At 66.1% G+C, this 19,066-nt stretch carries 23 protein-coding genes; 6 read left to right on the top strand and 17 right to left on the bottom strand.

Going from position 1 to position 19,066, the window contains the following annotated elements:
* Positions 1–11: 11 nt before the first annotated feature.
* Positions 12–824 (top strand): TlpA disulfide reductase family protein, encoded by an 813-nt coding sequence (locus PO883_RS31070; protein ID WP_289313205.1) that lies wholly within the window; start codon positions 12–14, stop codon positions 822–824.
* Here the strand turns inward: PO883_RS31070 and PO883_RS31065 are convergent, their stop codons facing one another.
* The 3 genes from PO883_RS31065 to PO883_RS31055 form a co-directional block, all read right to left on the bottom strand.
* Entirely contained in the window at positions 825–1,451 is a 627-nt protein-coding gene (locus PO883_RS31065; protein ID WP_289313204.1) for a GGDEF domain-containing protein, read from the bottom strand.
* A gap of 58 nt (positions 1,452–1,509) precedes the next feature.
* Positions 1,510–2,559: a diguanylate cyclase domain-containing protein gene (locus PO883_RS31060; RefSeq protein WP_289313203.1), complete on the bottom strand. Its 1,050-nt coding sequence runs from the start codon at positions 2,557–2,559 to the stop codon at positions 1,510–1,512.
* Between the two features lie 109 nt (positions 2,560–2,668).
* Positions 2,669–3,172: a hypothetical protein gene (locus PO883_RS31055; RefSeq protein ID WP_289313202.1), complete on the bottom strand. Its 504-nt coding sequence runs from the start codon at positions 3,170–3,172 to the stop codon at positions 2,669–2,671.
* Between the two features lie 310 nt (positions 3,173–3,482).
* On the opposite strand from PO883_RS31055, the gene PO883_RS31050 reads away from it, so the two are divergent.
* Together PO883_RS31050 and PO883_RS31045 are read left to right on the top strand one after the other, a co-directional pair.
* Positions 3,483–3,890 (top strand): response regulator, encoded by a 408-nt coding sequence (locus tag PO883_RS31050; protein WP_167089005.1) that lies wholly within the window; start codon positions 3,483–3,485, stop codon positions 3,888–3,890.
* A 227-nt stretch (positions 3,891–4,117) separates the two neighbouring features.
* Positions 4,118–4,372: a hypothetical protein gene (locus tag PO883_RS31045; RefSeq protein WP_289313201.1), complete on the top strand. Its 255-nt coding sequence runs from the start codon at positions 4,118–4,120 to the stop codon at positions 4,370–4,372.
* An 18-nt stretch (positions 4,373–4,390) separates the two neighbouring features.
* On the opposite strand, the gene PO883_RS31040 is transcribed toward PO883_RS31045, so the two are convergent.
* Together PO883_RS31040 and PO883_RS31035 are read right to left on the bottom strand one after the other, a co-directional pair.
* Positions 4,391–4,642 carry a DUF2164 domain-containing protein gene (locus PO883_RS31040; RefSeq protein ID WP_167089004.1) on the bottom strand — a complete coding sequence of 84 codons (252 nt, stop codon included), beginning with the start codon at positions 4,640–4,642 and terminating at the stop codon, positions 4,391–4,393.
* A 34-nt stretch (positions 4,643–4,676) separates the two neighbouring features.
* A complete protein-coding gene (locus PO883_RS31035) occupies positions 4,677–5,255 on the bottom strand; it encodes a 2OG-Fe(II) oxygenase (protein WP_289313200.1) in 579 nt (192 codons plus the stop codon).
* A gap of 120 nt (positions 5,256–5,375) precedes the next feature.
* On the opposite strand from PO883_RS31035, the gene PO883_RS31030 reads away from it, so the two are divergent.
* Positions 5,376–5,636 carry a hypothetical protein gene (locus PO883_RS31030; protein WP_289313199.1) on the top strand — a complete coding sequence of 87 codons (261 nt, stop codon included), beginning with the start codon at positions 5,376–5,378 and terminating at the stop codon, positions 5,634–5,636.
* Positions 5,637–5,641: 5 nt separating this feature from the next.
* Here PO883_RS31030 and PO883_RS31025 read toward each other — a convergent pair whose 3' ends face one another.
* Positions 5,642–8,653 carry a sensor histidine kinase gene (locus PO883_RS31025; RefSeq protein ID WP_289313198.1) on the bottom strand — a complete coding sequence of 1,004 codons (3,012 nt, stop codon included), beginning with the start codon at positions 8,651–8,653 and terminating at the stop codon, positions 5,642–5,644.
* A gap of 177 nt (positions 8,654–8,830) precedes the next feature.
* On the opposite strand from PO883_RS31025, the gene PO883_RS31020 reads away from it, so the two are divergent.
* Positions 8,831–9,463 carry a response regulator transcription factor gene (locus PO883_RS31020; protein ID WP_289313197.1) on the top strand — a complete coding sequence of 211 codons (633 nt, stop codon included), beginning with the start codon at positions 8,831–8,833 and terminating at the stop codon, positions 9,461–9,463.
* A 27-nt stretch (positions 9,464–9,490) separates the two neighbouring features.
* Entirely contained in the window at positions 9,491–9,889 is a 399-nt protein-coding gene (locus PO883_RS31015; protein ID WP_289313196.1) for a hypothetical protein, read from the top strand.
* A gap of 35 nt (positions 9,890–9,924) precedes the next feature.
* Here the strand turns inward: PO883_RS31015 and PO883_RS31010 are convergent, their stop codons facing one another.
* The 11 genes from PO883_RS31010 to PO883_RS30960 all read right to left on the bottom strand — a co-directional run bounded on the left by PO883_RS31010 (position 9,925) and on the right by PO883_RS30960 (position 18,973).
* Positions 9,925–10,335 (bottom strand): DsrE family protein, encoded by a 411-nt coding sequence (locus tag PO883_RS31010; RefSeq protein WP_373890122.1) that lies wholly within the window; start codon positions 10,333–10,335, stop codon positions 9,925–9,927.
* Positions 10,336–10,373: 38 nt separating this feature from the next.
* Positions 10,374–11,366: an MBL fold metallo-hydrolase gene (locus PO883_RS31005; protein WP_289313194.1), complete on the bottom strand. Its 993-nt coding sequence runs from the start codon at positions 11,364–11,366 to the stop codon at positions 10,374–10,376.
* Positions 11,367–11,388: 22 nt separating this feature from the next.
* Positions 11,389–11,913, bottom strand: coding sequence for a thioredoxin (locus tag PO883_RS31000; RefSeq protein WP_289313193.1), 525 nt, complete (start codon positions 11,911–11,913; stop codon positions 11,389–11,391).
* Positions 11,910–13,622 (bottom strand): thiosulfohydrolase SoxB, encoded by a 1,713-nt coding sequence (gene soxB, locus PO883_RS30995; protein ID WP_289313212.1) that lies wholly within the window; start codon positions 13,620–13,622, stop codon positions 11,910–11,912. Before soxB ends, PO883_RS31000 begins: the two co-directional genes overlap by 4 nt.
* 28 nt (positions 13,623–13,650) lie before the next feature.
* Positions 13,651–14,274, bottom strand: coding sequence for a sulfur oxidation c-type cytochrome SoxX (soxX, locus tag PO883_RS30990; RefSeq protein WP_289313192.1), 624 nt, complete (start codon positions 14,272–14,274; stop codon positions 13,651–13,653).
* A gap of 10 nt (positions 14,275–14,284) precedes the next feature.
* Positions 14,285–15,091: a sulfur oxidation c-type cytochrome SoxA gene (gene soxA / locus PO883_RS30985; RefSeq protein ID WP_289313191.1), complete on the bottom strand. Its 807-nt coding sequence runs from the start codon at positions 15,089–15,091 to the stop codon at positions 14,285–14,287.
* An 82-nt stretch (positions 15,092–15,173) separates the two neighbouring features.
* Positions 15,174–15,485 (bottom strand): thiosulfate oxidation carrier complex protein SoxZ, encoded by a 312-nt coding sequence (gene soxZ, locus PO883_RS30980; RefSeq protein WP_167088995.1) that lies wholly within the window; start codon positions 15,483–15,485, stop codon positions 15,174–15,176.
* A 44-nt stretch (positions 15,486–15,529) separates the two neighbouring features.
* Positions 15,530–15,991, bottom strand: a complete 462-nt coding sequence (gene soxY, locus PO883_RS30975) for a thiosulfate oxidation carrier protein SoxY (protein ID WP_167088994.1) — start codon at positions 15,989–15,991, stop codon at positions 15,530–15,532.
* 70 nt (positions 15,992–16,061) lie between these two features.
* Positions 16,062–17,120, bottom strand: coding sequence for a c-type cytochrome (locus PO883_RS30970; RefSeq protein WP_289313190.1), 1,059 nt, complete (start codon positions 17,118–17,120; stop codon positions 16,062–16,064).
* A complete protein-coding gene (gene soxC, locus PO883_RS30965) occupies positions 17,104–18,465 on the bottom strand; it encodes a sulfite dehydrogenase (RefSeq protein WP_289313189.1) in 1,362 nt (453 codons plus the stop codon). Before soxC ends, PO883_RS30970 begins: the two co-directional genes overlap by 17 nt.
* 139 nt (positions 18,466–18,604) lie before the next feature.
* Entirely contained in the window at positions 18,605–18,973 is a 369-nt protein-coding gene (locus PO883_RS30960; RefSeq protein WP_229423664.1) for a helix-turn-helix transcriptional regulator, read from the bottom strand.
* Positions 18,974–19,066: the final 93 nt, after the last annotated feature.

Here is a 19,066-nt window from a genome sequence, read left to right as displayed (position 1 = left end):
AATACACCAGCATGACGGCCAGCCTGGGGCCATTCAGCTTCCAGAGCGCCCACCTGCTGCTGCTGATATCGCTACTTATAGCATGCGGTCTTGGCAACTGGGTTGGGCGCCATCAGAAGGTCAGGACCGGAAAAGTGCTGCTCGACATGCTGCTGGCCGGGCTGGTGGCGGGACGGATCGTGTTCGTGGCCACCTGGTTCACGCAGTACCGCGCGGCGCCGCTGTCGATCATCGATATCCGCGATGGCGGCTTCACGCCGTGGGCGGTGCTGCTGGCCGGCCTGGCCTACGGCGGCTGGCGCATGCTGCGCAACCCGCGCCTGCGCAATCCGCTGGCGGCCGGCATCTTGGCGGGGGCGCTGGCCTGGTTCACGTCGGGGGCGCCGCTGCTGCTCAAGCTGAGCGAACGCAAGAGCTTGCCGGCGATGACGCTGGTCACGCCCACCGGCGTGCCGGTCACGCTGGCGGCGTTGGCGCAAGGGCGGCCGGTGGTGGTCAACCTGTGGGCCAGCTGGTGCCCGCCTTGCCGGGCCGAAATGCCACTGCTGGCCGCCGCGCAGCAGCGTGAGCGCAATGTGGTGTTTGTGTTCGTCAACCAGGGCGAAGATGCGCACAGCGTGCGGGCGTACGTCAACGCCAGCGCACCGACGCTGGTCAATGTGGTGCTCGATGCCAGTTCGGGCATGGGACGCGAGGTGGGGTCAAGCGCGCTGCCGACCACCCTGTTTTTTGATGCCAGCGGCCGGCTTGCCGATTCCCATCTCGGCGCCGTGTCGTCCGCCTCGCTGGAGAGCAAGCTGGCGCGCCTGCGCAAGCCGGAGTAATTACATATCGTCCATCGCGGCAAACAACCCGGCGGGCAATTCCTGCTCGATTTGCACGGTCCGGTTACGCCCTTCCTGCTTGGCTTCGGCCATGGCTTTTTCGGCGCGCTGGATCATCATCTCGGCCGTTTCGGCCGGCGCATTGGTGGTCAGGCCGGCCGAGAAGGTGACCGTGGTGCCGGGCGTGAGCGTATCCCAGCCGAAAGCGGCCACCTTGGCGGTGAGGCGGTTCATCGCCAGCACGCCCTGGTGCAGCCAGGTGGCCGGCAAGATCACGCCGAACTGGTCGCTTTCGATGCGGCCGAAGCGGTCCAGCGTACGCAGCAACTCGGTGGCCGAGCGGGTGATGCCCTGCAACACGGCGTCGCCGATGTCGTGCCCGAACTTGTGGTTGACTTCCTTCATGTGATCGATGCCGATCATGGCGAAACAAAACGGCTGGCCGGTGCGCGAGGAGCGCTGCAATTCTTCGGCCACCAGCTCGGTCAGCGCGCGCCGGTTCAGCGCGCCGGTCAGGATGTCGTGGCGCGTGAGCGACTCGGTCAGGTCCAGGATTGCCTGTTCTTTTTCAGCCAGCCTGGCGCGCAAGGGCGCGCATGCCGGGCAAGCGTCGCATTCTGTGCTCATGTAAATTCCTTGAAGAGGTGGTCCGATAGCCAGAGCTTAACGCCGGAGTTACCTGCAATCAAGCATTATCCGTGGCCGGCAGCGGCGATGTCGCCTGCGGCGCGCCTTTCGGCGCCGCGCCGAGACGGCACATGACGTAGCGGTTGCGGCCGGCCTGCTTGGCCGCGTACAGCGCCTCGTCCGCCAGCGCGAGATACTCGTCGGCACCAGCCGCACCGCCGCGCCCGATGGCGATGCCGACGCTGGCGCTCACCTGCAAGCTGGCGCCGGCCGCCAGGAAGGGGGTGTGCGCCATGTCGAGGATCTTTTCAGCCAGGATTGTCGGTTCGATATCGTCGCCCAAGCCCTCGAAGATGGCCACGAATTCGTCGCCGGCCAGGCGCGCCACGCTGTCGGTCGAGCGCACCGCCGCGCGCAGGCGGCGGGCGAATTCGACCAGGACTTCATCCCCCGCCTTGTGCCCGTAGGTATCGTTGATCGCCTTGAAATGGTCGATGTCGAGGTAGGCCAGCGCGATGGCGGTGTTGCTGCGCGCCGCCCGTCCCAGGGCGGCGGCAAAGGTTTCCTCGAACATGCGGCGATTGTCAATGCCGGTGAGAATGTCGGTGCGGGCCTGGGCTTCCAGGTTCAGCTCGGCCTGGCGGCGTTGCTGCGAAAGCGTGTAGAACGCTCGGCTGAGTTCGCCGAACTCGTCGGGCCGGCGTACATTGAACACCTCGATATCGGCGCTACCGTCGACAATGCCGGCCACGTGGCGGCGCAGCCCGCCCAAGGGACGCAGCAGGCGCAAGATGGCCAGCCAGCCGGCCAGTCCGGCCAGCGCCGCCACTGCCACCGAGGCCAGCAGCGCGGTCGGGCGCATGCGGATCAGGGGCGTGAACGCTTCCTCGACCGGGTACACGGCGCCCAGGATCCAGTCGGTCTTGCGCAAGCGCTTGTAGGTGATCAGGGCGCGCACGCCGCGCTTGGTCGGCCCTTCGACCCAGCCCTCGAAACCGCCCAGCGCCGCCATGGTCGAAGCGACGGCGCCGCCGGCTTCTTCTTGCACGCGCTGCAAGATGCGTTCTTTCTTGGGATGGTGAATGATGGTGCCGTCGCTGGTGAGCATGAACAGATAGCCGCTCGCGCCCGATCCGAGCGCTTCGAGCTGGCCGAAAAAGCGCGGCCGCTGGAGGTCGATGCCGCCGCCCAGGATGAAGATCAGCTTGCCCTGGTCGTCATACAGCGGCGGTGATCAGGATCACCGGCTTGCCCGACAGGACGCTCTTGAAGGGCTTGGAGATGACGCCTTCGCGCGCCGCCACGGTCTCGGTGAAGTAGGCGCGCTTGCCGAAGTTGATGGTGTCGTTGGTGCGCCGGTCGTTCATAGTGGCCCGCATGGTGCCGGTATGGTCGAGTACCAGCACGTTGAAAAACTCGTCGCGCAGGGTCGTGTGCGCTTCCAGGAAGGCTTGCAGCCCGCCCGGCGGCCGCCCGCCGCTGCGCCCGAGCTCCTCGCGCAGGGTCTTGAGCAGCGATTGGCGCGATTCGAGGTCGGCGTCGATGTACGCGGCCGCGCTCGACAGCAGCGCTACTTGCTGGGAACCGATCACGTCGCGCATCTGGCGCTCGGCAAGATACAGGGAAACGAAGGTCAGCACGCTGGTGGCCAGCAGCACCAGACCGATGACCACCACCGTCAGTCGGAATTTCAGCGTGGCTGGGTTGAGGGTCAGGCGCATCGGCGTGGTTTTCCGGCAGTGGAAGCAGTGGCGCAAGGGAGTTCCCCGCGCCCGCCATTTTACCGCGCTACGCCCGCACGGGTGGCTGGCGGCGTGCGCGGCGGCCGTGCGCAAGCGAACGCAAGAATTTTGTAAAAAAGCGTAACATATGAACATTGTTAAGGTTCCTCGCCGGCTGAGCGTGCACGTCAAGCCCCGCGCCGCGAGTTCGCCAATGACACATCAACTAACGGAACTGCGCATGGCGCCGCGACCAGCACGCCCTGCCTGACCGATTCGTGACCGAACCGAAGACCAAAAGGTGTACACAGTGCAGCCACAAACCATTGCCACAAGTCCGACCCCGTCGGCAACCGAACGCCCGCGCATACTGATCGTCGACGACAACGCCGACGCCGCCGATACGCTCGGCACCTATCTTCAACTGTCCGGCTACGCGGTGACCATCGCCACCGATCCGTACGCGGCCCTGAAACTGGCGCGCGAGCTGCGCCCCCAGGTATGCGTGCTCGACATCGGCCTGCCCGGCATGAACGGCAATGTACTGGCGGAAAACCTGCGGCGCCTGCCGGATACCTCGGGCGCGGTGCTGATCGCCCTGACCGGTTACGGCCAGGCCTACGACAAGCAGCGTTCGCTGGGCGCCGGCTTCGACCATTATTTCGTCAAGCCGGTCAACCCGGGCACGATCAAGGACCTGATCGACCGCATGCCCTGACAGCGGCGCGCAAGGCCATTCCCCCGTACCGGGGCGCGCTCGCGCCGCCGCCATGTTCCGTACCGCAAACACGCCCGTGTTCGTGGTCAAGAATCATTGCAAAAGGTAATATTTTCGGTTCCGGGAACGGCTACAGGCGCGCCCGGCTGGGCCGCCACGCAGCGGGACCGATCGACGGCTGGCCGTCGGCCATCAAGACGTATCTCGACCTGATCGGCCAACCCGAGGTGCTCGGCAGCGATGGCGCGAACGGGCTTCGACCTCACGCGCTTCGACGTCATGATCGCCGGCCGCGGCCTGCCAGGCTTGCCGCGGAATGTATTAGCGGAAATGCGCGCGACATCGTGCCGGGCCTGGCGGTGATGTTCGCCACCGGGCAGATCCATCCCGGCGTGGCGCCGGGCGATCTGGTGCTCAACAAGGCCCACGATATGCTAGCCTTGACGGCAACAATGCAAACAATCTTCGACCGCCGGGCCTGAGCGGGCTGCGGCGAGCCGCTATTTTTTCTGCCAGTAGGCAAATTCGGTCTCGTAGCAGTTGGTATCGACCTCGGCGATTTTCTCCTGCATCACCGCCTGCGCATCCTGGACCGCCTGGTTGTAGATCGACGGGCCGATTTCGCGCAGGCAGAAATCGAGCAGCAGGCGCGCCTTGAGCACGCCCACCTCCTCATCCAAATTCTTCATGCAATAGCGTTGCAGGGAGGATAGCAGGCGCTCCTCGGTTTCCTGGTTCAGTTTGATGGACATCGTTATTTCATATGGCGTGAAAGGGAGCCGCAGCTTAGCAGGCTTGATCCTGCTCCGGCAGGTAGCCGGCCGGGGCGTGATACATGACGTCGGTACGCAAGACATACTTGGTACCGCCTTGCACCGCCGACCCCTGATGCATCTGGCGATGAGGAAACACCAGCGCGGAACCGGCCTTGGGCTTGATGCTTTCCCACGCAAAATCGGTATGGCCTCCGGTGAAATCGTCATTCAGGTAGATCAGAAAAGTGAGAAAGCTTTCCTCCGACGGGCTGCGGGCAAAACTGCCATCCTTGTGCGCGCTGAAAAACTGCTCGCCCTGATAGCGGTAGAAGCGGAAGCGCTCGTTGAAACCGCTCAGTGTCCAGTCGCGCTGCGCCGGCGGCAACTCCGGTGCGGCGCGCTGGTACAGCTGGTCGGCCAGCGCCGCATTGTCATAGATGATGCGGTCGTTGGTGCGGTAATCGCGGTTGATCCGGTCACCCTCGCTGGTGGTCAGGCCGGCCGCCGTGTAGCCGATCGCTTCGCTCTCGGCGATATGCCGCGCGCAGTCTTGCGGGCTGAGAAAGTCATGGATATAAAATACACCCATCCCAAATTTTTCGATATGCATTCAATGTTTCCGTGCGGGTGGAATGAAATGCACTATACCAAAGTATAAGAACCGCTTCCAGCGCCGGCCATATACTCGGGCGCTACCCATGGCGCCTCGCGCGGGCGAAAAGGAACCATCATGCAGACCACCCTTCCCCTTCGCCGGCCGGCTGCCCGCGCCCTTGCCGCCGCGCTGGGACTGATGCTGGCCAGCGCCGCCGCAGCCGGCGCGCCATCGCCAGCCCTGCTGCAACGCTGCGCCGCCTGCCACGGCGCCAGCGCCGACGCGGGCGACGACGGCAGCAACGACCTGATCGTCAGCCGGGTGGTGCGCAGCAATGAACTGCACAGCTGGTTCATCGGCGGACACCTGGCGGCGCAGGCGCGCCAGGGCGACTAAGCGCCTTACATCAGGAGCGTGCCGGGCAGCCGCAGGCGCATCTCGCTGCCCTGCCCCGGCGCCGACGTCCAGCGCACCTTCGCGCCCAGGCGCTCGGCGCGCTCGCTGATGCCGGGCAAGCCCCAGTGGCCCGGCAAGCCGCCGTCGCGCAGCACGTCGGCCGGCAAGCCGCAGCCATTGTCGCGCACCACAACCGTCAATTCCTTGCGCTGGTACAGCAGTTCCACCTCGATCTTGCTGGCCTTGGCGTGCTGGAAGGCATTGAGGATCGCCTCGTTGGCGATCCGGTACACCTCGTGCGCCACCAGCGGCGGCAGCGCGCGCACGCGGCCCTCCTCGCGCAGCGCAAAGCGCACCCCGCGCTCCTTGGCCATGCGCTGGCCTTCACGTTCCAGCATGCTGGCCATGCCCGCCTGGAAATGGTCGTGCGCGCGCAAGTCCTGCACCTGGTCGCGCCCTTCCTGCAGCATCAGCTCGGCCTGGTCGAGCGCGCTGTCCATCAGTTGCCGGACCGGTTCCTGCGCCTCAACCCTGGTCGCGGCCATGTGGAAGCGCAGGATCAGTGCCTGCACGCCTTGCAGCAAGGTATCGTGCAGCTCGCGCGCGATGCGCTCGCGCTCGTCCACCTGCACTTGCAGCCGGCCCTGGATGCGCGCCGCCAGCTGGCGCATGCGCCAGCGGTACAGCGCCCACAGCAGCGCCAGCGCGAGCAGCACGCAGGCGGCGCGGAACCAGACCGTCTGGGTCATGGTCGGCGCGATGCTGAACTGGAAGATGGCGCCGGTCCCGCTCCAGACCCCATCCTCGTTCGAGGCCTGCACCTGGAAGCGGTACTGGCCCGGTCCCATGCCGGTAAAGAAGGCGCTGCGGCGGGTGTCGGCATCGGTCCAGCCGGCATCCTGCCCTTCCAGGCGGAAGCGGAATGCCACCCGTTCCGGCATCGACAGGCTCAGGGCCGTGTAATCGAGCTGCAAGCGCTGCGTGCCAGGCGGCAGGCGCAAGCCGTCGCGCGCCGCATAGTCATGGCCTTCGACGGTGACGCTGCGCATTTCCACGTGCGGGGCCAGCAGGTTGCGGCGCAGCCGGGCCGGGTCGACCGAGACCACGCTGTTGGCGGTGCTGAACCACAGGCGGCCATCGCTGGCGGCCACCGCCGACGGCACCGGCACCATCTGCGGCGCAGTACCGGTCAAGCCATCTTGCTGGTTGTAGCGCACGAAGCGCACCCGGTAGCCGGGCTCGGCCACAGCGCGCCTGAGCTCGGCGGCCTCGATCACGCTGATGCCTTCGCTGCCATTGAGCCACAACTGGCCGCTGGCGGACGCCACGATGCCGGAGACGCCCATGAATTTTTCGTCATTCACGCCCAGCAGCGGATGGAAGCGCTTGCCATCGAAATACGCCACCCCGCTGTCGCCGCCGATCCAGGTCTGGCCCGCGTGCCGGTACACCTGGAACACCACGCCCACCTGCAAGCCCTCGGCGGTGCCGAGCAGGCGGAATTTGCCTTGCTCGCGCAGCGCGATGCGGTTGCCGATGTAGCCCAGCCACAACTGGCCATCGGCCATGGCGGTGACGCTCATCGCGCCGCGCGAGGCATAGTCGGCGTACGGCACCACCTTGCGCCATGCGCCGTCGCGCCGTTCGTAGACCCCGCCGCCGTTGAACGAGATCCACATGGTGCCGTCGGCTTCCTTGGCGATCGCGTGCACCGGGCGGCCCTCGGTGTCGGGTGGGCCGGCCAGCTTGCTGAAGGTGCTGCCGTCAAGGTAAGAGACGCCGCGGTGGCCGCCCGCCCAAATAATGCCGTCGTTGTCGCGGTACAGGCAGGTCAGCTCGGCGATGCCGTTCGAGGGCATCTCGGCCGCGGGAACCGGCACCGAGCGCGCGCCGGGCACATAGAAGCCATCGGTCCAGACGGCGCCCTGGTCGGCGGCGGCCAGCGCGCGCGCTTCGCCGCCGTAGTACAGCGGCAAGGCGGCGGCGTCGAGCTTGGTGCGGCGGAAGCGGTCCAGGCCGCTGTTGCTGGCGACCCAGATATTGCCTTCGCGGTCTTCCAGCGCGGTGAACACGATGTAGCCGCTCAAGCCCTGCTGCGGCGTGAGGCGCTCGGTGAGCGTGCGGCCGTCGACGCTGAAGCTGCGCTCCACGCCTTCGCGCCGCAGCAGCCAGCGCTCGCCTTCGGCGTCGTACAGCATGTGCGAGGAATATTCCCCGCCGACGCGGCGAAAGCGCGCCGTCCCCAGCGGCTGCCGGTCGACGATTTCCAGGCTGTCGTTGCGCCCGCCATTGCTCCAGATGGTGCCGTCGGGCGATTCGATCAGGTTGCCGCTCAGGTCGAGGAGATTCGGCAGGCGCCGAAATGCGGAGGCACCCGGTTCGAGCACGAAGGCGGTGTCGACGTTGCCGACCCAGAAGCGGCCATGGCTGTCCGTCATCATCGCATGCGGCTGGTTGGCCAGTTGCTCGAAGCCGGGCATCTTGTCCCAGCGCGCGCCGTTCAGCCGGAACAGGCCGGCTTTGCTGCCCACCCAGATGCGGCCCTGGGCGTCGCGCCGGATCGCGTGCGGCGACGCCGGCGGCATCCCCTCGGCGCTGCCGTAATGGCGCAGCACGCCATTCTTGAGCAGGCCGACGCCGCCGCTGCGGTAACCGATCCACACCTCGCCCGATGGCAAGGCCAGCAGCGACGACACGCCCGGCGAGGCCAGGCTGCCGCTGCGCGGCACGTAGCGCTCGAACCTGACCCCGTCGAAACGGAACAGACCGGTGCTGGCGCCCAGCCACAGCCAGCCGTCGGGCGACTGCGCCATGGCGAAAATGATGGTCGGGGCGCCGTCGCGCGCGCTCCAGCTGCTGTGATGCAGGGTGATCGCCGGGGCCGGGGCCGGCCCCGGTTTGACTTGCGGCAAGGGCTCGCTGGGCCGCGCGGCGGCAACGGCGGCCGTGGCCGGCAGCACGGCGGCCAGTGCCAGCAGCAGCGCCAGCGCCCGCTGCCAGCGTTGAAATGCCTTCATACCTGCTCCATGTTGCGAAAAATGCCAGCATGATACGGGATTGTGGCGATGCGGCAATATCTTCGCAGCAAGCTGACGCAGCAAGCTGACGCAGCAAGCTGACGCAGCAAGCTGATCCAAGCGGCGGGCGGGCCCGCATGGCATCATCGGAAGTATTTTCTTAAAGAAAGTTTAATCTTGACTCCCGCCGCCCTTCCGATCCGCGTATTGATCGCCGACGACCACAGCCTGCTGCGCGAAGGCATCGCGGCGCTGCTGGCCGGCGACAGCGGCATCGAGATCGTCGGCCAGGCTGCCGACGGCGAGCAAGCGCTCGAGCGCTTCATCTCCCTGCGTCCGGACGTGACCTTGATGGACTTGCAGATGCCGGTGCTGGGCGGGTACGACGCCATGCTGGCCATGCGCGCGCTCGAGCGCCATGCGCGCGTGTTGATACTGACCACCTACAAGGGTGACGCCCGCATCGCCCGCGCGCTGGGCGCCGGCGCCGCCGGCTACCTGCTCAAATGCGCGATCCGGCTCAACCTGGCCGATGCTATCCACCGGGTGCATGCGGGCCACCGCTATATTCCGGCCGAGGTGGCGGCCGAGATGGCGGCATATTTTGGCAGCGACAACTTGTCGGGACGCGAACTGGAAGTGCTGCGCCTGGTCGCCGACGGCAATTCCAACCGCGAAGTGGGCCTGCGCCTGGCGATCAAGGAAGAAACGGTCAAGGCGCATGTCAGCGCCGTGCTGTCCAAGCTGGGGGCGAAGGACCGCACCCATGCCACCACGATCGCACTACGGCGCGGCATCCTGAGTGTGTAATCAATGAGTGCGGAACACGGGAATACGATGAACGAACAGCATGACAACGGCGCCCTGCGCGCCAGCCTGGAGGCGCTGCCGCGCGCCCTGCGCACCTTGCACAAGGCATTGATCGACCTGGAAACGGTGTACTTCGGCGCGCTCGGCAGTGCCCTGGAGCATCTGCAACTGATTACCCATCACCCCCACTTCGCCTGGCTGCAGCCGATGTCGGCCTTGATGGCCGCGCTGGACGAGGCGCTGGACGAACCCGGCAAGCTGACCAGGCAAGCCGCCGCCGGATGGCGCGCGGCGATCGAGGAACTGGTGGGGCCCGGCACGCCGGCAGGAGCGCCGTTCCGGACCAAATACCTGGTGTTGCTGCACGACTCGCCCGAGGTGGCAATGGCGCACGGCGCGCTGCGCCGCTTGCTGGGCCGGATCTAGCGCAGCGCGGCCGGAGCCACGCCTGCGGCTCCGCTTCAGGGCTTGATGTAGGCGAACTCTTCTTGCGTTTGCAAGCGCGCTACTTCGGCCACGCCCGAGGGGACGATGGTCGCTTCGGGCAGCACGCGCTTGCGGTCGATCTTGCGCGCTTCCAGGGTGTTGTTGCAGACCCTGAACTTGACGTTGCGGTTCGACAGTTCCTGCACCACCGCGTCGTAGGGATTGCCGTTCTTGTCCTTGGCGTCTTCCAGCAGGAAATCGATGCCGGGGCCGTGCGTGACGATCACGATCTTCGCTTTCGGGCTGGCATTGAGGTGATTGCGCACGTTGCCGAGCACGCCCATCGCATTGCTGCTGTCGGTCACGTGATAGACCACTTTTTCTTCGCGCGCGAAGGCGCTGGCCGGTGTGCTGGCGACGGCGGCAACCATCATCACGGCTGCCATGGTGCGTAACATTTGCATAGAAACTCCTGTAAAAACGATCAAGGTGGGGGCGCGCCGGGATGCGGCTGTTGCTGCAGGCTTTCCCTTTCCATCAACAGATAGGTGCCGTAGGCGTTGAGCCGGTTGGCTTGCGCAAATGCCGGGTATTTGTCGAACGCGCTCCAGTCAATCTTACCGTATGCCTCGTCGAACGGGGTCAGCTCGGCCACCGCCTCTCCCATCACGCGGCGCAGGAAGGTCAGGTAATCGCGGGTCAGCGCGATATCGGTGGCGGGCGCGCGCGACAGTTCGCCGTGGCCGGGGATGGCGGCCTGCGGCGCCAGCGCCAGCATGCGCTCGAGCGCGTCGAGCCAGACGCGGCTGTCGGCCTCGCCCACGAAAGGAATGCGGCCGCCGAAAAACAGGTCGCCCGCGAACAGCACCTTGTCGTCGTCGGCCGCCAGCATGATATCGTCCGGCGCGTGGGCGCCGCTCATGTCGATGATCCGGAAGCGCATGCCGCCCATCTCGAAGGCGATGCTCTTGCCGCCGGCAAAACTGAGCCAGCGGTCGGCGCCGGTCAGCCGGGTGGCGTCGTTCACCCACGGCGCCAGCGCCTGCTTGCGCTGGGCCAGCCGGGTGGCCGCCATGTCCGAGGACAGATAGCTGCGGCCCTGTTCGTGGGCCCAGATCTGCGCGCCGCGCGCCTTGAACGCCTGCAATCCATAGAAATGGTCGGCGTGATAGTGGCTGACGATCACGCGCCGCACCGGCTGCGGCGTCACCTTGCGGATCGCCTTGATCATGGCTTCGCCGAGCGCCGGCGTACCGAGCGCATCGAACACCAGCACGCCATCGCGCGTGACCACGAAGCCCGCATTCGACATGAAGCCCTGGTTGGCGGCGTCGGCCATGCCCGAGTCGCCGTGGAAGTAATACACGTGCGGCGAGACCTTGACCGGCACCAGCACCGGGGTGGCCGCCGCCGCCGGGGCGGCGTGCGCCAGCAAGGCCGCGCACAGGCAGGCGATGGTCGATGTAGCGAAGTTCATGGCAGTTCCTTTCACGATATGGCTATTGGCTGGCGATCTTGCGCTGCGCCTGCGCCAGCGCCGCGTCGAGGTAAGCGCCGTACATGCCGGAAACGTCGCCGCCGACCAGCGGTGGCGCCAGCAGTGCGCCGCGGGCGTCGAGCAGCAGCACGGTCGGCGCGATGCGCACCTGGTAATGGGCGGCCAGCGCGGCGCCGCTGCTCGCTTGCGCATTAAATCCCGTGAACGGCGCCGTGCCGGCCAGGCCGACTTCGCGCACCACCGGGCGCGCCTGTTCATCGCCGTCGCGCGTGAGCGGCAGCAGGTAATTGCGGCGCACCACGTCGCAGTAGCCGCAGCCGGGCAGCGAAAACAGCAGCAGCAGCGGCTGGCCGCGCTGCGCCGCCTGCGCCGCCTCGGCAGCCAGCGCACGCGGCGCATCCAGGGCCTGGGCGCCGGCGGCCATGGTATCGGTCCCCAGCAGCGCCAGCGCCGCCAGCACGGCAGCGCTGCGCCGCAGCCAGCCGGCCGCCGCCCGCAGGCACGTCAGCGCGCCGCGCTGGCTCATCCCATCAGGCCCGGATTGCCCTGCATGCCGATCAGGCGCGGCGTGTTGAGCTTGCGCGGGCTGACGGTTTTCTGCTGCCGCAGCCACTGCGCCACCACGTCCCACACCGGCTCGCCGCTGGCGCCCTCGGCCACCGGCGCCCAGCCGGCCACCTTGTACGCCTTGCCGGCCTCGAGCGGCTTGCCGTGCAGGCGCATGTCGCTGATGCGCGCGCCCATCGCGGCGCCGGGGTCGATGGCATACGTCATGCCGCCCACCCGCACCATGTCGCCGCCCTGCTGGTAGTAGGGGTCGGGATTGAACAGGTTGTCGGCCACGTCTTCGAGGATGGTCTTGATGGTGCTCCCGCTCATCTCGTTCAGGGTGCTGTACGAGTAGGTTGTGGCGGTCTGGTCCATCAAGTGTTCCATCCGGATCGGGCTGTCGGGCAACAGCGACGTGCCCCAGCGAAAGCCCGGCGAAAACGCGATGTCGGCGCCCTTCACCGCCATCAGCGCGTCGATGATCAACTGGTCGAAGGTGCCGTTGAAGTTGCCGCGCCGGTAGAGGGTGCCTTCGGTGCGCGCCAGTTTTTCGTTCAGCTTCGCTTCGTAGGGCGCGCGGATCTTCCCGATGAGCGCGGCCATGTCCTTGTCGGGCGGGAGGAAGTTGGAGAACACGGGCAGCAGGCGGTACTGGAAATTGCGCACCTGGCCGCCGCGCACGTCGAAATCGAGCACGCCCAGGAACTTGCCGTTGCTGCCGGCGTTGGTCACCAGGGTCTTGCCGCCGCCGTTGGCCACGATCACCGGTTCGGGCACGCCGTCGTGGGTGTGGCCGCCCAGGATGGCGTCGATGCCGCGCACGCGCGAAGCCATTTTCAGGTCCACATCCATGCCGTTGTGCGACAGCACCACGACCACCTTGGCGCCCTTGGCACGCGCCTCGTCCACCATCTTCTGCATGTTTTCTTCCTGGATGCCGAAGCTCCAGTCGGGTGTCAGGTAGCGCGGATTGGCGATCGGCGTGTAGGGAAACGCCTGGCCGATGATGGCCACCGGCACGCCGTTCATTTCCTTGATCACGTATGGAGCGAACACCGGATCGCCGAAATCGGTGGTGTTGACGTTCTGCGCCACGAAATCGACCTTGCCCTTGAAATCCTTGCCGACGATTTCCCGCACCCGCTTCTCGCCCAGGGTCATTTCCCAGTGCGCGGTCATCACGTCCACGCCCAGCAGCAGGCCGCAATCGACCATGTCCTGGCCGCGCGTCCACAAGGCCGTGGCCGAGCCTTGCCAGGTGTCGCCGCCGTCGAGCAGCAGCGCGCCGGGACGGCCGGCGCGCATTTGCCTGACCAGGGTGGCCAAGTGGGCGAAGCCGCCCACCTTGCCGTAGGTGCGCGCGGCTTGCTCGAAGTTGAGTGCGGTAAATGCGTGCGCCTGCGCCGTGTTCGGCTTGATGTTCACCTGCTTCAGCAGCGCTTCGCCGACCAGGTGCGGCATCTTGCCGGCCGCCTGGCCGATGCCGAGATTGACGCTCGGCTCGCGGAAGTACACCGGATTGAGCTGCGCATGGCAATCGGTAAAGTGCAGGAAATGCACGTTGCCGAAGCGCGCCAGGTCGTACAAGTGGCCCGGCGCGGGCGCTCCCAGCGCCCCTTTCTCCCCCAGCAGCATGCCGCCGGCGGCGGCGATGCCCATCAGTTGCGCAAATTCGCGCCGGTTCATTCCCATGCTGGCTCCTCGGTTGGGGCGGCTACTCGTTGACAGGCGACTTGGGGTCGAGCAGCAGCGCCATCACGTCCTTGAGCTGGGTTTCGGTCAGCACCCCGTTGTGGCCGAAGCGCGGCATGTTCGAGCAGGCGCTGTAGGCTTGCGCGTTATACAGCTTGTTCCAGGTGTATGTCAGGGTGGCGTCGCTGTTGCCGCGCAGTTTGCCGTACTGGTACAGGGATGGGCCGATATTGCCGAACGAGATTTCCTTCTTGCTGATCTGGTGGCAGGCATAGCAATTGCCGCCGTTGACCGCGCCCAGCGCGTCCGACGACTGCATGCCGCGCCCGTTTTGCGCGATCTTTTCGCCTTCCTGCCAGTTGCCTATGTACTTGCCATCGGCCGGCGGCTTGACCGCCGCCAGCTGGGCCGCCTCGATGCGCGCCGCCACCTCGGGCGGGCGCTCCTTGGGATACTGGCTGCACAGCTGCTGGGCCTCGTCCCTGACGGCGACCCGCTCCACCGTGGCCGGCCCGGCCGAACGGAAATCCTGGCGGATCATGTCGAGCGCAGCCTGGCGGTAATCGGTATCGGCGGCCACCGTGGCGCAGCCGGCAATGCTGGCGGCGCCCAGGCTGGCGCAAATCATGCGTGCGATTGGTGTCATCTCGTTTCCCCTATCGTTTCAAGGCCGGTCCGGCGTACACGCCGCCGTTCGCGTTTTTTGCCAGGAACATCGTCACCGCCGTCAGCACGTCGGACGCGTATAGCGGTTCCGGAAAGCGCTGCTGGCGGAAGCAGTCGGTCAGGCGGTGCTGCATGGTCCGCACTTCCCCCTGCGAGACGCGGTAGGCCGGCCAGGTGGTGTAGGCGGCCTGGGCATTGAGCGTGTTGAGGATGTTCGGCAATTCCTGCAGGCGGATGCGCTGCCCGTCGACCGAATGGCAAGTGGCGCAGGCAAAATCGTGCGAGCCGCCCCGGTAGAAAAACAATTGCCGGCCGGTTTCGTAAGCGCGCAGCGCCATCGGGTGCGCTGTCGAGACCGCCATCTTCATGCCGCGCGACTCGGCGGTGATGTAGGATACCAAGGCTTCGATGTCGGATTTCTTGCCGGCAGCGCCGAATGGCGTCTTGACGGCCTCGGCCGGGCTCAAGCCTTGCAGGGTGACCCGGCAGTGCACCAGGCGCTGTTCCAGGTCCATGACCTTGTTGACGTCCTTGAAGTAGCGCGGCAGTTCGGTGTAGGCGCCTTTCAACACGCCCGGCCCCTTGCCGAAGTCGCATTGCTCCAGCGATACCTTGTTCGGGCCGGTCTTGGTTTTCCACAGCTCTTCGCCGCGCATTTCCCACAGCTCGGCGGGATTGCCGTCGGCCAGCATCTGGCGGTACTTCGCAATCTCGTCGGTGGCCGAGGTCTGCGCGAGCGCCGTGCCGGTCGTGGCCAGCAGTCCCGCAGCGAGCACCAATGTGCGCTGGTTGATCATGGTCGTCTCCTTGTTGTTGTCATGGGCGGTCTGCGCCGCATTTGCTTCAGGCGTCCGGTAAGGCGTCCGGTCAGGCGTCCGGTCAGGTGATCGTGCCTTCGTCGGTGCGCGTATCGCCCGCCGTGTCGACCCAGGTCACGCTCACTTTGTCGCCCTTGGCCGCGCCCTTGAACTTGAACGACAGGTAGGGGTCCTTGGACACCGAGGGGCCGAAGTTGGCGTCGAACACCACCTTCTCCCCGACCTTGGCCACCAGGGTCTTGATGAAATGGGCGGGGACGACTTTGCCGGCCGCGTCCTTGCGCTGGCCAGTTTCCATATCGTGCCGCATGAGGATTTTGACTTCCACCAGCTCGCCGGTGGCGCTGGCGCGAATGCGCATTGGATCAGCCATGATCGTTTCCTTTGTTGATGTGGGGAGAAGATGGGGGAAACAAGTCAGCCGCCGCAGCCGCCGAGCGTCACTTTGATTTCCTTGGAGGCGAGCAGCCATTTGCCGTCGGCGCGCGCCAGGGCGTGCACATTGGAGGTGCCGCCCATCTTCACGCGCGTGGTGACGGCCGCTTCCGTGCCGGGCGGGATGTTGAAGCTGGCCGACATGCTGCTGGGGTTCTTTTCGACCAGGATGGCCATGAAATCCGTATTGGGCGCCTTGCTGGCCACCGAGACCGGCACCACGGCGCCGTTTTCGGCAATGTCCGGGCCGGTGATCGTGACGTCGGCGCTGACGGTGAATTTGTCGCCGCCGAGTTCCTTCAGGGCCGCTTCCAGGCTTTTGGCATCGAACACCTTCTGGCTCCATTCGGCAGCGAACACGTCGGACGGCTTGAGCAGCCCGGCGGCGAATGCCGCGCCCAGCACCGCGGTAATGCGCATGAGCTTGCGTCGATCTTGATTCATCATCTTCTCCAATGTATATGACTGCTTCACACCAAGACTACCCGATCCGGGTCGCCGCTGGCCATGTTGATCAGGGTGTTGCCAGGATCCAGGCTAGCATCGCGGCAAGATCGGCATCCGTGACCTGCCCCTGCCCCTGCGCCGGCATCGGGATCGGGCCCCAGGTCCCGGCGCTGCCCTGCCTGATCTTGTCCGCCAGCCGGGCGGCGGCCGCGCTGTCGCCCTGGTACTTCTCGCGCACCGCCTTGAAACTGGGGCCGACGACCTTGGTATCGAGCGCGTGGCAGGCCATGCAGGCGTGCTGCTGGAGCAGCCCCAGGGTCGCTTTGCCGGGTCCGCTTGCGGGCGCCGTGGCGACGGCTGGCGCGACGGCCGCGAGGCGCGCCGTTGGTCCCGCCTGCGTTGTATCGACGCCACGGGTGGCGCCAAAACCACGGGTCTGCTGCGCCAGGTTGCCGTGCGCATTGCGCGCCCCGTCCGGCAGCGACGAGCGCACCGTGGCCTCGACCGGGCAATGTGTCATGCACGCGACGCTCTTGACGTCGGGCTTGCCCTTGATGTCCCATAAGCCGTGCTTGCTGACCATGCCCTTGCGGTTCGGCATGCGCTGCTGGGCTTGCGCCATGGTCCGGTCCGACAGCACGAAGTCGTCCGGTACCACCTCGCCCATGTTCAGCATGTAGGCGGTGACCGCGTACACCTCGTCGGTGGTGAGCGACTTGGGCGCGGTCCAGGGCATGGCGCGGTTGATGTAATCCCACAGGGTCGACACGGTGGCGAGCTTCATCAGCGTGGTTTTCTGGGGCTGGCGGCCGCTCACGAGCGAGGCTACCCGGCCGCTGGCCGCGTCGGCGGCGGTGGTGCCGCCGATCAGCGGCGTGAATACCTCGTTCGACTCGCCGAAGGTGCCGTGACAGGAGGCGCACTTGCCTTCCCAGACGGCCTGGCCGGCCAGCACGCTGCCGGAACCCTTGGGCAAGCCTGTGAAATCGGGGCGCACATCGATATCCCAGGCCGCCACTTCCTGCGCCGTGGCCGGGCGGCCGGGCATGGCCGGGGGAGCGGCACCGGCGCCGCAGGCCAGCACGGCAATGGCCAGCGCGAGCGCGGCGTTAATAGACCTGGACATTCGACACCTCGCCCGATTGCGCAACCTGCCAGGACTGGATTGCATTGTTGTGATAAATGGACCGGGTGCCGCGCACGGCACGCAATTCATTGATTTTCGGCTGCACATAGCCGGTTTCGTCGATGGCGCGCGATTGCAGCACGGCGGGCGCGCCATCCCAGTTCCAATCGATATTGAAGCGGGTCAGGCATTTCGACAGCAGCGGCGTTTCCAGGCGCGCCGTGCGCCAGTTGCGCCCGCCGTCGACCGACACATCGACCCGCTTGACCTTGCCCCGCCCGGACCAGGCCAGCCCGGTGATGTTGTAATACCCGGTACCCTGCAGGCGCTGGCCGGCCGACGGCGTGGTGATCACCGATTTGCATTCCTGGATCGAAGTGTACTGGCGGAAGGTGCCGTCCGGCAGCGCATCGATGTAGTGCAGCGCCTCGTCCTTGGTGGCATACGGCTGGTCGCCCACCTCGATGCGGCGCAGCCATTTCACCCACGACACGCCCTGCACGCCGGGCACCACCAGGCGCAAGGGATAACCGTGTTCCGGGCGCAGCATTTCGCCATTCATGGCCCAGGCCACGATGACGTCGTCGAGCGCGCGCTCGAGCCCGATCGTACGGGTCATCGACGAGCCGTCGGCCCCTTCCGCCAGCACGACTTTGGCGCGCCGCTTGTCGTAGCCGCAATCGTCCAGCAGGACCGACAGCGGCACGCCGGTAAATTCGCTGCAGCTGAGCATGCCGTGCGAATACTGGACCGAGGGCACCGCCACATTGCCCCACTCCATCGCCGTGTTGGCGCCGCACTCGATGAAATGCATGCGCGACACCGACGGCATGCGCATCAAGTCATCCATGCTGTAGACCTTGGGGGTTTTCACCAGGCCGTTGATCATGAACCGGTGTTTGGTCGGGTCGATATCGTGCCAGCCCTGGTGATGGCGCTCGAAATGCAGCCCGGACGGGGTGATGATGCCGAACAGCCCTTGCAGCGGCGTGAACGAGACCGAGGCCGCCGCCACCCGGGTCAGCCCGGGCGATTCGCGCCGCTGGAGATTGGCTTCGTACTGCGAGGGCTGGCCGTAGGGATGGGTCACGACCGGCTTGCCCAGGGTGCGCGAATGCTCGGGCAGGACCAGGATGTTGGGATCGCCCGCGCCATCCTGGGCCAGCGCGGATCCCGCCGCCATGGCGGCGCCGGCGGCACCGGCGGCCGCCAGGAAACTGCGGCGCAGGAAGCCGCGCCGCGCGCTATCCATGCCGGCGCGGTTGATCTCGTCGACCAGGCCGCCGTCGAGGAAGTGCTCGGGGGCGGCCTGCACACGGCCGCTTTTGCGTATCGGAGTCGTCATTGCCGCTGCCTCTCGCTTGCCTTGTTGAAAACGGCATCGGAACTTCCGACCCGCCCGTACAATCGCTTACTTATATGAGCACATACGCATATAACCATGCGCGCATATGCTCCACGCCACCTGCGCGTGCGCCACCGGGTCAGGCGTCCGCTCCCATGAAGCCCTGGATCGCGCCCTGCCCCATGCGGCGGCTGTTCTTGACCTTTTCCGCCATCTGGGAGCACACCGTGCGGCACAGCGCGATCGTATTCTGGTCTTCGATGCGGTAATACACTTGCGCCCCCTCCTTGCGCCGTCCCAGGATGCGGGCCCGGTACAGCATGTTCAACTGGCGCGACACATTGGCCTGGGTGGCGCCGATCTCGCCGACGATGGCGCCCACCGAGCGCTCGCCATGGCACAGCGCATGCAGGATCTTGAGCCGGGTCGGCTCGGACAGCAGCGAAAAATAGTTCGACACTTCTTCGAACACTTCGCTCATCTGTTCACTGTCGAGTTCCGGATCCATGCTGGTATGCGTCTTATCTATGCCGATATACGCATATAACCAAATCCGCACATAACGCACAAGCGATTTCGATGTTGCAACGCGGAAAATAAC

It is taken from the genome of Massilia sp. DJPM01 (assembly GCF_030348125.1).
In the GTDB taxonomy this organism is placed as follows: domain Bacteria; phylum Pseudomonadota; class Gammaproteobacteria; order Burkholderiales; family Burkholderiaceae_D; genus Telluria_A; species Telluria_A frigida.
This window is presented reverse-complemented; position numbering and strand designations above follow the sequence as displayed.

What these genes read in the sequence shown, in the direction of transcription:
- PO883_RS31065 (WP_289313204.1), bottom strand. Translation starts at nt 1,451, where the DNA reads ATGAGCACAGAATGCGACGCTTGCCCGGCATGCGCGCCCTTGCGCGCC.
- PO883_RS30970 (WP_289313190.1), bottom strand. Translation starts at nt 17,120, where the DNA reads ATGTCCAGGTCTATTAACGCCGCGCTCGCGCTGGCCATTGCCGTGCTG.
- PO883_RS31005 (WP_289313194.1), bottom strand. Translation starts at nt 11,366, where the DNA reads ATGAACTTCGCTACATCGACCATCGCCTGCCTGTGCGCGGCCTTGCTG.
- PO883_RS31030 (WP_289313199.1), top strand. Translation starts at nt 5,376, where the DNA reads ATGCAGACCACCCTTCCCCTTCGCCGGCCGGCTGCCCGCGCCCTTGCC.
- soxZ (WP_167088995.1), bottom strand. Translation starts at nt 15,485, where the DNA reads ATGGCTGATCCAATGCGCATTCGCGCCAGCGCCACCGGCGAGCTGGTG.
- soxB (WP_289313212.1), bottom strand. Translation starts at nt 13,622, where the DNA reads ATGAACCGGCGCGAATTTGCGCAACTGATGGGCATCGCCGCCGCCGGC.
- PO883_RS31070 (WP_289313205.1), top strand. Translation starts at nt 12, where the DNA reads ATGACGGCCAGCCTGGGGCCATTCAGCTTCCAGAGCGCCCACCTGCTG.
- PO883_RS31000 (WP_289313193.1), bottom strand. Translation starts at nt 11,913, where the DNA reads ATGAGCCAGCGCGGCGCGCTGACGTGCCTGCGGGCGGCGGCCGGCTGG.
- PO883_RS31015 (WP_289313196.1), top strand. Translation starts at nt 9,491, where the DNA reads ATGAACGAACAGCATGACAACGGCGCCCTGCGCGCCAGCCTGGAGGCG.
- PO883_RS31010 (WP_373890122.1), bottom strand. Translation starts at nt 10,335, where the DNA reads ATGGCAGCCGTGATGATGGTTGCCGCCGTCGCCAGCACACCGGCCAGC.
- PO883_RS31060 (WP_289313203.1), bottom strand. Translation starts at nt 2,559, where the DNA reads ATGCTCACCAGCGACGGCACCATCATTCACCATCCCAAGAAAGAACGC.
- PO883_RS31055 (WP_289313202.1), bottom strand. Translation starts at nt 3,172, where the DNA reads ATGCGCCTGACCCTCAACCCAGCCACGCTGAAATTCCGACTGACGGTG.
- soxA (WP_289313191.1), bottom strand. Translation starts at nt 15,091, where the DNA reads ATGATCAACCAGCGCACATTGGTGCTCGCTGCGGGACTGCTGGCCACG.
- soxC (WP_289313189.1), bottom strand. Translation starts at nt 18,465, where the DNA reads ATGACGACTCCGATACGCAAAAGCGGCCGTGTGCAGGCCGCCCCCGAG.
- PO883_RS31025 (WP_289313198.1), bottom strand. Translation starts at nt 8,653, where the DNA reads ATGAAGGCATTTCAACGCTGGCAGCGGGCGCTGGCGCTGCTGCTGGCA.
- PO883_RS30960 (WP_229423664.1), bottom strand. Translation starts at nt 18,973, where the DNA reads ATGGATCCGGAACTCGACAGTGAACAGATGAGCGAAGTGTTCGAAGAA.
- soxX (WP_289313192.1), bottom strand. Translation starts at nt 14,274, where the DNA reads ATGACACCAATCGCACGCATGATTTGCGCCAGCCTGGGCGCCGCCAGC.
- PO883_RS31035 (WP_289313200.1), bottom strand. Translation starts at nt 5,255, where the DNA reads ATGCATATCGAAAAATTTGGGATGGGTGTATTTTATATCCATGACTTT.
- PO883_RS31040 (WP_167089004.1), bottom strand. Translation starts at nt 4,642, where the DNA reads ATGTCCATCAAACTGAACCAGGAAACCGAGGAGCGCCTGCTATCCTCC.
- soxY (WP_167088994.1), bottom strand. Translation starts at nt 15,991, where the DNA reads ATGAATCAAGATCGACGCAAGCTCATGCGCATTACCGCGGTGCTGGGC.